Origin of the sequence: Alteromonas sp. McT4-15, assembly GCF_020515205.1 — a bacterium.
Lineage (GTDB): Bacteria > Pseudomonadota > Gammaproteobacteria > Enterobacterales > Alteromonadaceae > Alteromonas.
Window position 1 is genome coordinate 173695 of sequence record NZ_JAJALG010000006.1, and the last position, 15053, is coordinate 188747.

Here is a 15053-nt window from a genome sequence, read left to right on the forward strand (position 1 = left end):
TTTCAGGAGAACACCGTTGAGTAATTGGCAAGTAGACAGTTGGAGAAATAAACCTATTCTTCAACAACCCGAGTACGACGATAAAGTAAGACTAAACGAAGTAGAGCAAACTCTTAGTACGTATCCGCCACTTGTTTTTGCGGCTGAAGCACGCGAGCTTCGACGTCAGCTAGGTGAAGTAAGCTTGGGCAAAGGCTTTTTACTACAAGGCGGTGACTGCGCAGAATCGTTTGACGAGTTTAACGCACCAAAAATTCGCGACACCTTTAAAGTGTTGCTGCAAATGGCGATTGTTTTAACCTTTGCTGGTCGTTGCCCGGTGACTAAAGTGGCGCGCATGGCGGGGCAATACGCAAAACCTCGTTCATCTGACTTTGAAACCCGCGACGGTGTAACTTTGCCAAGCTATCGCGGCGACATTATTAATAACTTTGAATTTACCGAAGCTGCACGCCGACCAGATCCAGACCGTTTACTTGAAGCCTATCATCGCAGCGCATCAACGCTTAATTTGCTGCGCGCGTTTGCACAAGGTGGTTTGGCCGACCTACACGAAGTAAACCGTTGGAACATGGCGTTTGTAGAGAATAACCCGCTTAAAGAGCGTTATTCTGATATGGCTATGCGTATTCAAGACACTCTCGAGTTTATGGACGTTATTGGTATTAACGCGCAAACTAGCTCGACGTTACATGAAACATCGTTATTCACGTCGCACGAAGCGCTTCTACTTAATTATGAGCAGGCGCTTACTCGTGTAGACACCTTAACAGGCAAACCTTACGATTGTTCAGCGCACATGGTGTGGATAGGTGAGCGCACGCGTCAGCTTGATCATGCGCACGTAGAATTCTTCCGCGGTATTCACAACCCCATTGGTGTGAAAGTAGGGCCAAGCATGCAAGAAGACGAGCTTATTCGTTTGATTGACGCATTGAACCCGCTTAACGACCCTGGTCGCTTAACCTTGATCACGCGTATGGGCGCAGATAATTTGGCAGATAATCTACCGCGCTTACTGCGTCGCGTTAAAGAAGAAGGGCGTCATGTGGTGTGGAGCTCTGATCCAATGCACGGCAACACCTTCTCGGCATCAAGCGGCTATAAAACCCGTAACTTCGATGCTATTTTGCGTGAAATTAAGCAGTTCTTCCAAGCGCATGACGCAGAAGGCACTCATGCTGGTGGTATTCACCTTGAAATGACAGGGCAGCACGTAACCGAGTGTACAGGTGGTGCATATCAAATTAGCGATGACGACCTAGCACAAGCGTATAAAACCCAGTGTGACCCACGCTTAAATGCCGACCAAGTATTGGAAATGGCGTTCTTGGTGGCAGACCACCTTAGAAATGCGTAACGCGCTTAATTTAATAAAGCGTATTTAGCAAAGTAAACAAAAGCCCCAGCGGTCGCTGGGGCTTTTTTTATGAAATAAGTGTTAGCTATTAGCAGTCATATCAAAAATGAACGTGCCATGTATTCACGCTAAGCGTGCACCAATGTTTGTGCTCTTTGCTGTGTACTGGGGTGATAGAGATAAACGCGATTTCTACCTGCATGCTTACTTTGATAAAGGGCTTCATCAGCGCAGCCATATAACTTATCAAAATTGTATCCGCACTGGGTAGAGTCTGCTACGCCAAAACTTGCGGTGACATTAAACGCTGCACCAGAGGGTGAACAATCCATAGCTTCTATGGCTTGACGACAATCCTCGGCAACGGCCATCGCCTGCTGTGCATCGCACCCCGCAAGCATAATGGCAAACTCTTCACCGCCCATACGGCCAAACTTATCGGTGGCGCGCAATAGAGGCTTAACGGCTTGTACAGCGTTGGTTAATACCCAATCGCCCACAATATGGCCGTGGTTATCGTTAACCTGCTTGAAGAAATCTAAGTCGAAAATAATAAATGCCACTGGTGTTTTAACTAACTTACGCTGTTTTAATAGCTGTTCTGACTCGGCACTAAAGTGGCTACGGTTTGCAATTTTAGTGAGTTGGTCAGTTTGTGCTTTGTGACGCAAAATAAGGTGCATACGGCGGTTTTTGTATGCCCACATTAGTGTTGCAAGGGCAAGTAGCGCCAGCATACCAGCAGTTAGCTGAGCATTAAGCTGCTCTTCTTTACCCGCACGGGCTTCAGCTTTTAATACCGCGTTTTCTTTGTCGAGTAGGGCGATTTGGTTAGTTTTCTCAATAGACTCAATTTTAGCTTGTTGAATGGCAAGCTGCTTGGCCTTGGTCTCGTCAAGAAAGGCCTTTTCGGCTTCTGCGTAGAGTTTGTAATATTCTAATGCCCTACCTAGATTGTCGTCTGCTTCGTAAATTTCAGAAATTAGTCGAAGAGATTCTACTCTCGGTAATGAATTTCCTAGGTTCTGTGAATAATCAAGCGCTGCCTGCACGTCCTCTAGAGCAGCAATTAGATTGGAGTCGTTAAAGTTTACCTGCGCAGATAAAAAGTAATATTGCGCGAGTACTCTAGGGTACTTTGACTTAATTGCGGTAGTGTAAGTCTCGGTAAGCAATTTTTTTACTTTGGACGTTTCGCCCGAGTCCAAGTAATATTTGGCTTTTAGCAATGTTGCTGTAGCAGTGGCGGCTGGCTCAGCTAAGCTACCACATGTCTCTAAAGTCCTATTAATTTGTCCCAGAAAAAGTGAGCTGCGGAGTTCATAATAGCCGTCAGCTACCACGTTAGATACAAAACACATTGTTCGTGGTTCTAGGTTTTGTGATAACAGCGGCTCTGCATATTTATTAGCTAATAAATGTTCCCCCATTTGATTGTAAAAGATAGAGAGCCTAACTAGTGCTGCTAAACGAGTATTGTCGTCCACATGTTCTAGTAATGAGTGGATTTCAGATACAGTTCTAAATGCTTCAGAGTAGTCTCTGCTAATTCCGTAAACATTCACTATTGCGGAGAGAGCATTTAACTTTAACACAGGGTTTGAAGTTCCCTGATAAGACTCTTTGTAATGTATAATCGCCCCTGCAGCATCACCCGCAAAGCCAACTTTGAATCCCAATAAATATTTATAATAAAAATATTGTTCTTTAGTTAAATCTCTTAGGTTGGGCTCAAAACTATTCAATACACGTTCGAATGCTATGAAATCGCTAGTCTTGAGAAAGTCAGCTTCCTTAAGCTTATCATCATAGACATCTGCGACACAGGGAACTACGGCCAATGTACAAAAGAGTAAGAGCCACCGAATCATAATACAATCTTAATGCGTGATTTCGTCTTTCTTTTCTGAATCAGAATCTTTGTCTTCGTCCTTTTTATCTGCGTTCTCATCATCTTCTGCTGGGAACATAAGACACCACATTACTTCTCCGTTTTGATTTACATGTTCGCCTAATGCACCGATTAGCTCTTTACTTACAGAGTTTTCAGCATTTGCACCAAGTTGTTCCAATAATTGTACTGCGCTCATAATTTTTCCTTTTTTTTTATAGATAACAAAAAACCAACATACTATACCAATACTCTACAGTGTATTGTGTAACTTATTACGTATTTATATACATATCTTGAAATGAACACTACCGTTAAACTGACGGTCATATACTAGGCTTGTTGAGTTAGTGTAGGCTGAACTAATCTTTGCCAATCAGCACGGTAAATAGAGCAGTCGCTAGGTGCTTCTTTTTCACTTGGTAAAAATGTAGTGAAACCAAGTTTTTCTACGAATTTGGCAACGGGAATATTTGTTGTATTAAATTGAGCATAAATGTGATCAAGATGATAAATATGAAAGCCCACATCTAGCATTGCACCAACAGCCTCGAAAGCGAACTGCTTTCCGTTTGCAGTAGGGTGAAGCATAATTCCTGCCTCTGCACTTTTGCTTCCTGCTGTTTTCCAATTTAACATTTGAATGCCAACTGGTCTGCTTGTGCTTCTTTCGCTAATTAGCCATACACATAAATTCAGAACACTTCCATTGTGCGCCTTTACCGCTGCCATCATTGACCGTTCCGACTTTTCTTTAGAAAAAGACGTTGCAATTTTCCGCATCACTTTGGGGTCTTGATAAAGCGAGGCAGCAAACGCCACATCTTGCTCTTCTAGCAGTCTATGGCTTAAACGCTCGGTGTAAAAGGCGGTCATTGGCCGTTCTGGTCGTCTAATTCTGCCAAGCGAGCTAGTACTTTGTGGTTGCGCTGCATTTTTGTGGCAGGTGGAATGGCCATAGTGGTGTGTTGATTAACCACAACCTTATCGAAGTCGCTTAACGCAATCCAATCCATACGAGTTTCGTCAATGGGTAAAGTTTTGGCTTCGTACAGCGCAACTTTATGATCGCTTGGGTATATCTCTAAAAGCAGCTCTTTAAGCACAGTTCTATATACGTTTGTAGTTTCAAAGCGGGCGGCGCTTCTGTCGCCAGCAATGCCTACTTGCCATAAAATGAGGTAGGCCGCAGGGTCGATATTTCGTTCGTAAAACATAAATTGCGACGCTTCAAAGTGTTGGCAACCTGTTTTACCTGGGTCTATGCCTAAATCGGCATAAAGGCAGTCTTCTGCCGATACGCCGGCTTCCATATGTGCGTCAAAACCTTCGTTACGGGCTACTTCTATTACCTTGTGCGGTGCCCATGCAAACACGCCGGGGTGGCCATAAAAAGCGCCAACCACTTTTTTTCCAGCGCGTACTTCTACCATCATGGCTTCTACCATTTCTTTATAAGTATCGCGACGGTCTTTGCCTTCGGCATACAAGGTTTGCAGGCTACGCACGTCGCTGTTCATTTCTTTTACCCACAGTTCGGTAAAATGGTTAGACATGCTGCAAAACACCACATCGGCTTGTTCAATATAACTGCGACTAAGCGGGCAAATATGTGACCCCAAGGTCATGCCCACGCCAACGCATACAATGCTGCCTTGCTGTGCCGTTGATTTTGCTTGCGATGCGCTCATGTTATTCCTTGTTACTGTCTAATTCGGTGTGGGCGTGAAAAAGTCGACTGCTTTCTAAATGCAGGGCGTCGCTTAATGTGGCCTGTGTGGCAAATTGAACCACGCCTTTATCACCATTTTCCCTATCAAAAATGGTGTAGTAGTTATTAAGTAGGGGCAACCCCAGAATACTCTGATTTGGCCAATTAGGCGTGCTTAGTATTTTAAACGACGCAAGCTCAGGCGCTGGTGCGTGTATTTGCCAGTAGTATTCAGGCGAAATGCACAGGCAAATGTCTGTGTCTTCACCTTCAAGGTACAAATAAATGTTCGGCCAGTCGTTAAGGTTTACCTTATTTGCGTCAATGCCTTTTTCAGTACCATCAAAGGTCATAAAGGGAGTAAGTAACTCGGTAAACTGAGCGTTATGGCTGGCAAAATCGTCCATTAGCTGTTTATACAGCGAGGGTGGAAACATCACCATCGACGCGCCGCTGTCTACAATGCCATTGGTACAATAGCCTTTCACTTCATTTTCTTTTAACGCAGGCGCGCTGCGTTTGGGTTGGCCGTCTATTTGCACCGCTTTTACGTTTACATTGTAGTATTTGTCGTGAAGCACTTTCGCCGTGAGAATAGGCGGCTTATACAAATCGGCATGAATGTGCGGTTTGCCAAGTACCAATAAGCCATGGTTGGCTTTGCTGGCCTGTAGCTTTCGAACAGGGCAGTGGCTGTTGGTTTGGAAAATACTAGAACGGTGCGTGAGTAGCGCAAACTGATTAGCGACAACACCTTGCGCTTCTAGTTGGGTAAAATAAGGAACCAGTGCTTTTCTGGGGTACTGGTGCAACCATTTGCGATAATCTCGCACGCTGTCATCGGTTTGACTCATGGTATACGGGTACGTCACTTCTGGGCTGACGTCACGGGTTTGCAAAAATGACGTTAAGTCATACGCCGTATTCAGCCCGTCATAGGCAAGACCTAAAATACCGTCTGCCTGTGCAAAGCTCTGGCTTTCTTCTTTCGCCGTCACGGCAACGTGCACATTGTCTAAGTGAATACTTAGCCCTAACCCGTGAAAAGACACGCGGGTATTAACCACTGGCCCATACCATCCGCCCATGCCGTAGCAGACATCTTGTTCATAAGATGTTGGCGTTAAAGCGGTATCTTTCTCTGGCTGGTAGCTACCGTTGTGTACCACAAGCGTGCTACTGCCGGTATCTAGCACTAAATTAACGGGGTGCTGATGCTTTCCTAGCTTTACATGGGCGCAATAGCCGCCTTTAGCGTAAACGTTGGTAAGCGGGATTCGAAGTGAGCGAGTCAAACTAGACTTCCTAACTAGTTCATTAACAAAGAAAACCGTATCAAGTAGAAGAGCTTGAAGCAAGATTTTTATGGTTAATCTCGTAGCTAGGAAGTGAGTACCTCAGTAGCTTTTTAGGCTAATCGTCGTTTAATAAAGGTTCGACAACAGACTCTAGCCCGTTAAGTTTTATTTCGTACATCAATGCAAGTTGTTCCCCCAGTTTGTTTTGGGGGAACCCTTGTTTGTGAAACCACACAAGATACGGTTCAGGCAAATGAAATAATCGCCTACCAGCGTATTTGCCAAATGGCATCACTTGGTTAATGGCATCTTTTATTAGTGTCGGATCCATCTATCTTATTGCTCGTTGTCTGCGTGCTTTTCACGTTGCTGTGCGTGCCACAAAGTCGCGTACTCAGCATTGGCGGCTAAAAGCGCAGAGTGCGTGCCTGCTTCTACAATATGACCGTTTTTAAGCACCAAAATTTTGTCAGCATCAACAATAGTTGATAAGCGGTGGGCAATGACCAAGCTAGTGTGCCCTTTAGCAGCATCGCGAAGGGCAGAAAGAATGGCACGCTCTGAGGTACTGTCTAACGAACTTGTGGCCTCATCAAAAATCATAATAGGCGCGCCTTTAAGTAGTGCTCTTGCTATGGCAACGCGCTGCTTTTCGCCACCAGACAGTTTCAAGCCACGCTCGCCCACTGTGGTTTCAAGCTTATCGGGAAGCTTGGCAATAAAATCTTCCAGATGCGCCAGCTTAATGACATCTTCAACGTCTTCAATAGAAGCATCTGGATTACCGTAGCGAATATTTTCAAGCAGCGTGGTATTAAACAGCACGGTATCTTGCGGGACAATGCCTATGTGACTGCGCAAGCTCTGTTGAGTAATACTGCGAATGTCTGTCCCATCAATGTTAATGCTACCGCTGCTTGGCTCATAAAAGCGAAACAGTAGTTTCATTAGCGTTGATTTTCCTGCACCGCTTTCACCCACCACGGCTACCTTAGCACCTGCGGGTACTTCAAAACTGATGCCCTTTAAAATTTCGCGCTTTTCGTTATACGCAAACGCCACGTTATCAAAGGTGATGACGGGGTTGGTCGTAACTAACGTAGACGCATTATCGGCATCTTTAATGGCTGGCGCCTGAGAGAGTAAGTCGAATAGCTTATCGATGTTAGCAAGGCTGCCGCGAATTTCGCGATACACAAAGCCCAAAAAGTTAAGCGGCATAAATATTTGCATGGTAAAGGCGTTTATCAGAACAAAATCACCTATGGTCATTTCGCCGTTAATTACCCCAAACGCGGCATTAGCCATCATAGAGGTCATTGCAATAGCAATAATGCTGGCCTGCCCACCGTTTAATGCAAAAAGGGACAGTCGGTTTTTACGGCGTGCTTTTTCCCATGCAGCAAGGTCGGTATCGTAGCGATTGGCCTCGAATGCCTCGTTGTTAAAGTATTTTACCGTTTCGAAGTTAAGCAAGCTGTCTACGGCTCGCGAGTTGGTGGTAGAGTCGGCCTCGTTCATTTGAGTAACAAAGCGTGTGCGCCAGTCTGTGGCTTTCATAGAAAAGCCAATATAGGCCACCACGCTGCATATGATGATCATGGCGAAAGATACGCCAAACTGCACCAAAAGCAGGCCCACAACAAGCGCAATTTCTAGCAGGGTAGGCACTATGTTAAACACCATAAAGCGCATTAAAAAGCTAATGCCGTTGGTGCCGCGCTCAATATCTCGCGACAAGCCGCCCGTTCTGCGGTTTAAATGAAACCCTAAGTCGAGGTTATGCAGATGTTTGAACACTTTTAGCCCAAGCCTTCGCATGGCTCGCTCTGTTACGCGGCCAAATAGCGTGTCGCGCACTTCGCCAAGCAAAACGTTTATAAGCCGCAAAGCGCCATAAGCAATGATAAGGCTAATAGGCACCGCTAGGGCTAATGTGGTTAAGTCGCCGTTTAAACTGTCGACCGTGTACTTAAGCACGTAGGGCAGGCCAATACTGGCCAGTTTAGCTGCTATCAAACACAAAAGTGCCAGCGCTACACGGCGCTTGAATTCAAGCAAATAAGGCCAAAGTTGCGAAAGAACGTGCCATTTAACAGGTTCATCGACATTGGTGGGAAATCGGTTTCTTCTCATTTTATAGTGTGAAATGTAGTAAGGATAAAAGAACGGGCGGTATAACCGTGTAGTAGAGTACACGACTTTTCGCTATTACGCTGTTTGAAATACGTTTTGAAAGATCTAAGAGATTAATTTGGTCTTATTTATATTCATGAAGGTATTTAAATCTGTTTTCTCGCATCGTACACTACAAGTGGTTTAGTTTAGTAACTACTAAACGTATAGCGTTAGAAAAGCGTAAAGTAAAAGAGATATGCAATGCCAACAGGCAACGCAACGAGGAGTGAGTTTGTTAGAAGATAGTTTCGGTAGACAGTTTCATTATTTACGTTTGTCAGTGACCGAAGCGTGTAACTTCCGTTGTCAGTATTGTTTGCCTGATGGATACGACGGCCCTTCTAGCGACCAGTTCATGTCGCTTGCTGAAATAGATACCTTGCTAAAAGCCTTTGCGCAACTGGGTACGTCTAAAGTACGGCTAACGGGCGGGGAGCCCACACTTCGCCGCGACTTTCTGGACATTCTACGTTTAACTGCTAATACGCCTGGGATAAACCGTGTGGCTATGACTACGCATGGTGGTCGCATGGAAAAGTTTGCTGCCCAGTGGAAAGAGGCAGGCCTTCATCAGGTTAATGTGAGCATTGATAGTTTAGATCCACGTCAGTTTGCTGCTATTACAGGGCAAGATAAGCTTAAAACCGTGTTGCGAGGTTTAGACGCAGCTATCGATTGCGGCTTAGATGTAAAAGTGAACTCGGTACTGCTTAACGATTTTTCAGATAGCCGCTTGAACCGTTTTCTTGCATGGCTAAAAGATATGCCCGTGACCTTACGTTTTATCGAGCTGATGGAAACTGGCGATCTTCATAAATTTTTCAATAAACAGCATCAAAGTGGCACACCATTAAAAGATACGCTGGTTGAGATGGGGTGGCAGCCGTTGCTACGTCGCAAAGACGCAGGTCCTGCTCAAGAATTTTATCACCCCGATTACGCGGGCAAAATTGGTCTGATAATGCCGTACAGCAAAGATTTTTGTAAAACCTGCAACCGACTACGCGTTTCTGCGCCAGGCAAATTGCATTTGTGCTTATTTAGTGAAATTGGCATTGATATGCGCGAGCTTTTGGCAGGTGGTGATGTAAATGAAGTAGTGCAGTTTCTTCAAAACGTGCTTGGCCAAAAGCACGAAACGCACTATTTACACGAAGGCAAAACCGGCGCAACTAAACACCTTGCCATGTTAGGTGGTTAAGGTAAGTGAGTAAAAAACATTAGGCGAAATTAGTCGTATTTTGTTTGGTTTGTTGCAAAAATGAGCTATATTCATCGATTAAGACATAATTAAAAATAATAATGAAAAAGGAAGTATATGCATATCATGGACAGTGCGCGTCTTTCCTACCACTACATCACAGAAGCTGATGCCGACTTCTTATGGGAACTCGATCAAGACGAACTAGTAATGAAGTTTATCAATGGCGGGAAAAAATCTTCTAAGGAAGATATTCGCGACATTTTTGTACCTCGCTTTCTTGCATACTCCAACCCCGCATTAGGGTGGGGGCTATGGCGTGTTGAAACGCTGGCTGAAAAAGAGAGTATTGGATGGATACTAGTTCGCCCCTTTGGCTTTTTTACTCAAAATCCCGAAAGCGATAACATGGAACTAGGTTGGCGTTTTAAACGCAGCACGTGGGGTAAAGGCTATGCAACCGAAGCTGCTATGGCAGTAAAGGATGCTTTATTCGATATCGGCGTTGAGAAATTCTCAGCTATTGCTAATCCAGACAATGCTGCATCTATCAATATCATGAAAAAGCTTGGTATGACCTTCAGCCACGAACTTGAATACAAAGATAAACTATTTCATGAAACTGTTGTGGTTTACACCAATTAGCAGACTGCCTAACGGTTGAGAATATGCATCACTGACTCGTAGCGTGAACGTTGCTCCTCAGACAATGAGGCCGTTTCTAATGTTTCTCTACATTTCTTGATAGCGTCTACCGTGTTAGGGGGCAGTGGGGTGTTACTTCTTCGGGCTCTAATTATTGCTTGTAGATAGTTAAGTGCAATAGAAGGGTTTTTGGGCATTACTCTAAATGCTTGAGAAAACGTGGTATACGACTGTTCCAAGTGGCCTTTTTTGTATTGGGCCACTGCAGTGTTGTTGAGTGTTTTGGGGCTCAACGTAATGGCTTTTCTTTCTGCTCGTTCTTGTTTCAAGTAGGTGGCAAGTAGGTTTACTTCCCCTGTTTTTGACGGCTCTCTCTCGGCAATGGCATCTAGTATTTCAAGTGACTTAGCACGCATACCTATTTCATGAAGTGCCTTGGCTCTATCGAGTAGCGCTTCGGTAGAATGATATTGATCACCGTCTACATTAAAATCTGACAGTAATTGTTGCGCTTTTACAACGTCGTCTTTCAAATAATGAAGGCGTGCATCGATGACTGCAAGTTCATCATTGACTACCGCTTTAGGGTGCGCGCGTTTTAACTGGCGAAGGTATTCACCGGTCTGTTTTACAATATTATTCACGTGCTCTGGATCTGACGTCATCGCAAAATCCACGCCTGCACGAGCGGCAGTCAGGTAAATCTCAGGACTGTCGTGGATAGAGCCCTTGGCATAGCGCACCATTTTTTTTGCGCTATTAAACTGGCTTTCATAGTCGTGTGTAATACGCGCCAGATCTATTGCTTGCTGATGCCGTGGAATGTTCCTAGGCGAAATGTCGCAGGCAAGAGAGGTACTTTCTAATGCATCGTCAAAAGCAGATTGCTTGATTTGGAGCTTCGCAAGTAAGTCGTAGGCATTTAACGCGGCGTCGGGACGAAGCGCCAGTTGTATAATTTCCCTTTCTGCGTCGTCAAACTCGTTTAAGGCCATCAATGAGGTGGCAATGCCAAGTTTCGCCCAGCTAAAATCTTGAATATTGATGATGGATTCGTAAAACGAAATTGCTTCGTGATAGCGCTGCGTTTGCACCAACATCTCGCCTTTAATTTTTAGCGCAAGTGGGAAGTGCTCTGAGTGTTCAGGCTGAAGCAAAAAATTTTCAACTTCAGCTAATGCCTTTTCGTAATCTTTTTTGTCCATTTGCAGGTAGACATTTCGAAGCGCATGCTTGCGCGACAAAACGCGAGATAGTCGCTTATCAAGTTCGTTAACTGAAAAGGGCTTTGCAATAAACTCATCAGGCTGTAGTTCAATGATGGCATGAACAACTTCAGAAGAAGTATCGGCACTTGTAAAAATAAAGGCGCTGGTTAGGGGAAGGGTTTGTTCTGCATTAAGTTGCTCAAGTAAAAAATAGCCACCCTGTTCAGAACGAAGACTATAAGAGCAAATGATACCGTCATAATCGCGCTCTTGCATTGCAACGAGAGCGTGTGAGGGCCTATCGACATAGTCCATGTTTTTGAAACCCAACTGCTCGAGGGCATAGTGCATATGGCTTTTGGCCAGCACTTGATCCTCTGCAATCAACAACTTAGTGTTTTTAGCTAAGTTAAGTTTCATCCACATAAAACCGATAATAGGTACAATACCCAACCATATCACGAAAGTGAGATAAGGTAAGTATAGTTGTTATAACAAATAGTTGCGTTAATTCGCGTATAACATGCTTATCGGATATTTAGCGATAAAACTTTAGTGCAATGTTGAAGATATAGGGGAAAAAGAAGTGGTGGACGCTACTGGGCTTGAACCAGTGACCCTCGCCTTGTAAGGGCGATGCTCTCCCAACTGAGCTAAGCGTCCAATTGATTTTTGAGGAATTACACAAAGAAGATGGTGGACGCTACTGGGCTTGAACCAGTGACCCTCGCCTTGTAAGGGCGATGCTCTCCCAACTGAGCTAAGCGTCCGATATGTAATTCGAGAAACTAAATCTTTTAGAAAGATGGTGGACGCTACTGGGCTTGAACCAGTGACCCTCGCCTTGTAAGGGCGATGCTCTCCCAACTGAGCTAAGCGTCCATTTAGTTTCAAAACAAAGAAGGTGGTGGACGCTACTGGGCTTGAACCAGTGACCCTCGCCTTGTAAGGGCGATGCTCTCCCAACTGAGCTAAGCGTCCATCTCTTTGTTTGCTTGCCTAAGCAAGTGGGGCGGTATTATAGAGTCGGTTCCGTTAGTGTCAACTATAAAATTAAAGAAAAGTGATCGTATGGCGGAAATTTAAACATTCTGTTCGTATCTTGATTAAATTGATGAAAAGCGCCGCGTTTTTCACCCTAATTCACACGCAAAAGACAAATCTAACGTAAATCGGACACACACTCATTCAGCTACCCCAGATACCTTACATATCTAAATTGCATATCTAAATTGGACACCCACTCTTTTATTAGATGTATATATGAAAAGCGGACAGATATATGAAAAGCGGACAGACACTTTTTTTCTTATTATTTCTAAAAAGTAACAGTCCAATACTGCTTGTCTATGTAGATGAAGCTGAGCACGAAGAAAGTGTCTGTCCTTTTTCACCTCCAACTTGCTTAAGAAGATATAAATAGCCTTGAAAGTGCTTACCGTCTTTTGTCATCACGCTGACACTGGTAGAATGCGCGCAACTTTAGAAATTTTTTAACACATAGAGAGTGACCATGTCGGTTGTTACACGATTTGCACCTAGCCCAACAGGCTACCTTCACGTTGGTGGCGCACGTACAGCGCTTTATTCTTGGCTTTTAGCAAAAAATAATGGTGGCGAGTTTGTACTTCGTATTGAAGATACAGATATCGAGCGTTCAACAGAAGAAGCAAAGCAGGCCATCTTAGACGGAATGTTGTGGCTTGGATTAACGTGGGATACAGGTCCTATTTACCAGACTGATCGCTTCGATCGTTATAAAGAGCTAATTCAACAATTGCTTGATGAAGGTAAGGCATATAAATGCTTTATGAGCTCAGAAGAACTTGATGCCATTCGTGAAGCGCAAAAAGAGCGTGGCGAAAAACCTCGTTACCCTGGTACTTGGCGAGACAGAACTGACCACCCTGAAGGCCAACCTTTTGTTATCCGGTTTAAGAACCCGCTTGAAGGCAAAGTAGTAATTACCGACCATGTTCGAGGCAAAATTGAAATCAGTAATACAGAACTTGATGATTTAATTATTCAGCGTTCTGATGGCACACCAACTTATAACTTTTGCGTAGTTGTTGACGATTGGGATATGGGAATTACTCACATAGTTCGTGGTGAAGACCATATAAACAATACGCCACGCCAAATTAATATTCTTGAAGCGCTTGGTGCACCAGTACCAGAGTACGCACACGTTTCTATGATCTTAGGTGACGACGGTAAGAAGTTGTCAAAGCGTCACGGTGCAGTGAGCGTAATGCAATATCGCGACGATGGTTTCTTACCACAAGCGGTGCTTAACTATTTAGTTAGACTTGGTTGGTCTCATGGTGACCAAGAGATTTTCTCATTAGACGAAATGATTGAGAAGTTCAGTCTTGATGCGATAGGGCAGTCAGCTTCTGCATTCAATACGGAAAAATTGATTTGGTTGAACCAGCACTATATTAAATCGCTACCAGCGAGCGAAGTAGCTTCTCACGCTAAATGGCATTTTGACGCTTTAGGCGTGGACTTAACAGCAGGACCTGCGCTTGAGTCAATAATTGCGATTCAAGCAGACCGTGTTAAGACGTTGAAAGAGCTTGCAGAGATATCGACGTATTTTTATCAAGATTACGACGATTTTGACGCCAACGCTGCGAAAAAGCATCTTCGACCAGTAGCGAAAGGCCCTCTTGAGCACGTGAAAGCTAAATTAATGGCAATTGAAGAGTGGAACCCTGAAAATATTCAAGCCGCTATTAATGGTACGGCAGAAGAACTGGAAGTTGGTATGGGTAAAGTAGGTATGCCGTTGCGTGTAGCTGTTACCGGTGGTGGCAACTCGCCATCGTTAGATATCACCTTGAATCTGCTTTCAAAAGAGAAAATTGGCGAGAGAATCGACAAAGCGCTCACTTTTATAGCAAACAGAGAAAATTCATAAAAAAACCGTTGACATGACAGGGGGGGATGCCTAGAATGCGCCCCGCTGTCACGGAACAGTCACACAAAAAGTGATTAGGACTATGACGGGGCCATAGCTCAGCTGGGAGAGCGCCTGCATGGCATGCAGGAGGTCGGCGGTTCGATCCCGCCTGGCTCCACCAAGCTACAGAGTATGTGGTTTGATTTAGGCTGGAGTTTTTAACTTCGGACGGAAATTTCAGTAAGGATAAGGTCGCTCGATTCGCAGAGCTCATCTAGCCTTACAGAAATTTAGTGAAGCTTTGCTTCACTAGAAAAATTTCTGTCCCCTTCGTCTAGAGGCCTAGGACACCGCCCTTTCACGGCGGTAACAGGGGTTCGAATCCCCTAGGGGACGCCATATTTTATCGCATCACAGTCGATTAAAACTGTGAAATAGGCTGGAGTTGATGATTCAACTTCTGACTGAAAAATCAGTAAGAAAAAGTCGCTCAGTTCGCTGGCTCACTTTGCCTTACTGAAAATCTCGAAAGCGAAGCTTTCGAAAGAAGATTTTCAGTCCCCTTCGTCTAGAGGCCTAGGACACCGCCCTTTCACGGCGGTAACAGGGGTTCGAATCCCCTAGGGGACGCCATTTTATCGCGTCACAGTCGATTA

12 protein-coding genes and 7 tRNA genes are annotated in these 15053 nt (G+C 44.5%); 7 read left to right on the forward strand and 12 right to left on the reverse strand.

Translation table 11 applies throughout. From position 1 onward, the window contains the following. Positions 1–16 precede the first annotated feature (16 nt). The gene (locus LHL20_RS07255; protein ID WP_226432818.1) at positions 17–1360 is read left to right on the forward strand and encodes a class II 3-deoxy-7-phosphoheptulonate synthase; all 1344 of its coding nucleotides are present in this window, start codon (positions 17–19) and stop codon (positions 1358–1360) included. Between the two features lie 128 nt (positions 1361–1488). Here LHL20_RS07255 and LHL20_RS07260 read toward each other — a convergent pair whose 3' ends face one another. The 7 genes from LHL20_RS07260 to LHL20_RS07290 form a co-directional block, all read right to left on the reverse strand. Next, positions 1489–3231 carry a GGDEF domain-containing protein gene (locus LHL20_RS07260; RefSeq protein WP_226432819.1) on the reverse strand — a complete coding sequence of 581 codons (1743 nt, stop codon included), beginning with the start codon at positions 3229–3231 and terminating at the stop codon, positions 1489–1491. A gap of 9 nt (positions 3232–3240) precedes the next feature. Continuing rightward, positions 3241–3450 carry a hypothetical protein gene (locus tag LHL20_RS07265; protein ID WP_226432820.1) on the reverse strand — a complete coding sequence of 70 codons (210 nt, stop codon included), beginning with the start codon at positions 3448–3450 and terminating at the stop codon, positions 3241–3243. A 134-nt stretch (positions 3451–3584) separates the two neighbouring features. Continuing rightward, a complete protein-coding gene (locus tag LHL20_RS07270; RefSeq protein WP_226432821.1) occupies positions 3585–4127 on the reverse strand; it encodes a GNAT family N-acetyltransferase in 543 nt (180 codons plus the stop codon). Continuing rightward, positions 4124–4942, reverse strand: coding sequence for an SAM-dependent methyltransferase (locus tag LHL20_RS07275; RefSeq protein WP_226432822.1), 819 nt, complete (start codon positions 4940–4942; stop codon positions 4124–4126). Before LHL20_RS07275 ends, LHL20_RS07270 begins: the two co-directional genes overlap by 4 nt. A 1-nt stretch (position 4943) precedes the next feature. After that, complete coding sequence (locus tag LHL20_RS07280) at positions 4944–6257, reverse strand: pepsin-like aspartic protease (protein WP_226432823.1); 1314 nt, start codon at positions 6255–6257, stop codon at positions 4944–4946. A 118-nt stretch (positions 6258–6375) separates the two neighbouring features. Further along, positions 6376–6591: a DUF3820 family protein gene (locus LHL20_RS07285; protein WP_159622940.1), complete on the reverse strand. Its 216-nt coding sequence runs from the start codon at positions 6589–6591 to the stop codon at positions 6376–6378. A 5-nt stretch (positions 6592–6596) separates the two neighbouring features. Continuing rightward, on the reverse strand, positions 6597–8396 hold the full coding sequence (locus LHL20_RS07290) for an ABCB family ABC transporter ATP-binding protein/permease (RefSeq protein ID WP_226432824.1): 1800 nt from the start codon (positions 8394–8396) through the stop codon (positions 6597–6599). A 274-nt stretch (positions 8397–8670) separates the two neighbouring features. On the opposite strand from LHL20_RS07290, the gene moaA reads away from it, so the two are divergent. Both moaA and LHL20_RS07300 read left to right on the forward strand, forming a co-directional pair. Then, the gene (moaA, locus tag LHL20_RS07295) at positions 8671–9639 is read left to right on the forward strand and encodes a GTP 3',8-cyclase MoaA (protein WP_226432833.1); all 969 of its coding nucleotides are present in this window, start codon (positions 8671–8673) and stop codon (positions 9637–9639) included. Between the two features lie 117 nt (positions 9640–9756). After that, a complete protein-coding gene (locus tag LHL20_RS07300; RefSeq protein WP_159622936.1) occupies positions 9757–10284 on the forward strand; it encodes a GNAT family N-acetyltransferase in 528 nt (175 codons plus the stop codon). Positions 10285–10292: 8 nt separating this feature from the next. On the opposite strand, the gene LHL20_RS07305 is transcribed toward LHL20_RS07300, so the two are convergent. The 5 genes from LHL20_RS07305 to LHL20_RS07325 all read right to left on the reverse strand — a co-directional run bounded on the left by LHL20_RS07305 (position 10293) and on the right by LHL20_RS07325 (position 12473). Further along, positions 10293–11912, reverse strand: a complete 1620-nt coding sequence (locus LHL20_RS07305; RefSeq protein WP_159622934.1) for a response regulator — start codon at positions 11910–11912, stop codon at positions 10293–10295. 167 nt (positions 11913–12079) lie between these two features. Next, positions 12080–12155: transfer RNA gene (locus LHL20_RS07310), tRNA-Val, on the reverse strand. Between the two features lie 31 nt (positions 12156–12186). After that, positions 12187–12262 (reverse strand) — tRNA-Val (locus LHL20_RS07315). A 36-nt stretch (positions 12263–12298) separates the two neighbouring features. After that, positions 12299–12374, reverse strand: a tRNA-Val gene (locus tag LHL20_RS07320). A gap of 23 nt (positions 12375–12397) precedes the next feature. Further along, positions 12398–12473, reverse strand: a tRNA-Val gene (locus tag LHL20_RS07325). A gap of 532 nt (positions 12474–13005) precedes the next feature. Here LHL20_RS07325 and gltX point away from each other — a divergent pair. The 4 genes from gltX to LHL20_RS07345 all read left to right on the forward strand — a co-directional run bounded on the left by gltX (position 13006) and on the right by LHL20_RS07345 (position 15030). Beyond that, the gene (gene gltX, locus LHL20_RS07330; RefSeq protein WP_226432825.1) at positions 13006–14415 is read left to right on the forward strand and encodes a glutamate--tRNA ligase; all 1410 of its coding nucleotides are present in this window, start codon (positions 13006–13008) and stop codon (positions 14413–14415) included. 87 nt (positions 14416–14502) lie between these two features. Further along, a tRNA-Ala gene (locus tag LHL20_RS07335) sits at positions 14503–14578 on the forward strand. Positions 14579–14720: 142 nt separating this feature from the next. After that, positions 14721–14796, forward strand: a tRNA-Glu gene (locus LHL20_RS07340). 158 nt (positions 14797–14954) lie between these two features. After that, a tRNA-Glu gene (locus LHL20_RS07345) sits at positions 14955–15030 on the forward strand. Positions 15031–15053: the final 23 nt, after the last annotated feature.

Excerpts from the sequence above, each read along its gene's own strand:
- LHL20_RS07260 (WP_226432819.1), bottom strand. The coding sequence starts at position 3,231 with ATGATTCGGTGGCTCTTACTCTTTTGTACATTGGCCGTAGTTCCCTGT.
- LHL20_RS07265 (WP_226432820.1), bottom strand. The coding sequence starts at position 3,450 with ATGAGCGCAGTACAATTATTGGAACAACTTGGTGCAAATGCTGAAAAC.
- LHL20_RS07270 (WP_226432821.1), bottom strand. The coding sequence starts at position 4,127 with ATGACCGCCTTTTACACCGAGCGTTTAAGCCATAGACTGCTAGAAGAG.
- LHL20_RS07275 (WP_226432822.1), bottom strand. The coding sequence starts at position 4,942 with ATGAGCGCATCGCAAGCAAAATCAACGGCACAGCAAGGCAGCATTGTA.
- LHL20_RS07285 (WP_159622940.1), bottom strand. The coding sequence starts at position 6,591 with ATGGATCCGACACTAATAAAAGATGCCATTAACCAAGTGATGCCATTT.
- LHL20_RS07290 (WP_226432824.1), bottom strand. The coding sequence starts at position 8,396 with ATGAGAAGAAACCGATTTCCCACCAATGTCGATGAACCTGTTAAATGG.
- LHL20_RS07300 (WP_159622936.1), top strand. The coding sequence starts at position 9,757 with ATGCATATCATGGACAGTGCGCGTCTTTCCTACCACTACATCACAGAA.
- LHL20_RS07305 (WP_159622934.1), bottom strand. The coding sequence starts at position 11,912 with ATGAAACTTAACTTAGCTAAAAACACTAAGTTGTTGATTGCAGAGGAT.
- gltX (WP_226432825.1), top strand. The coding sequence starts at position 13,006 with ATGTCGGTTGTTACACGATTTGCACCTAGCCCAACAGGCTACCTTCAC.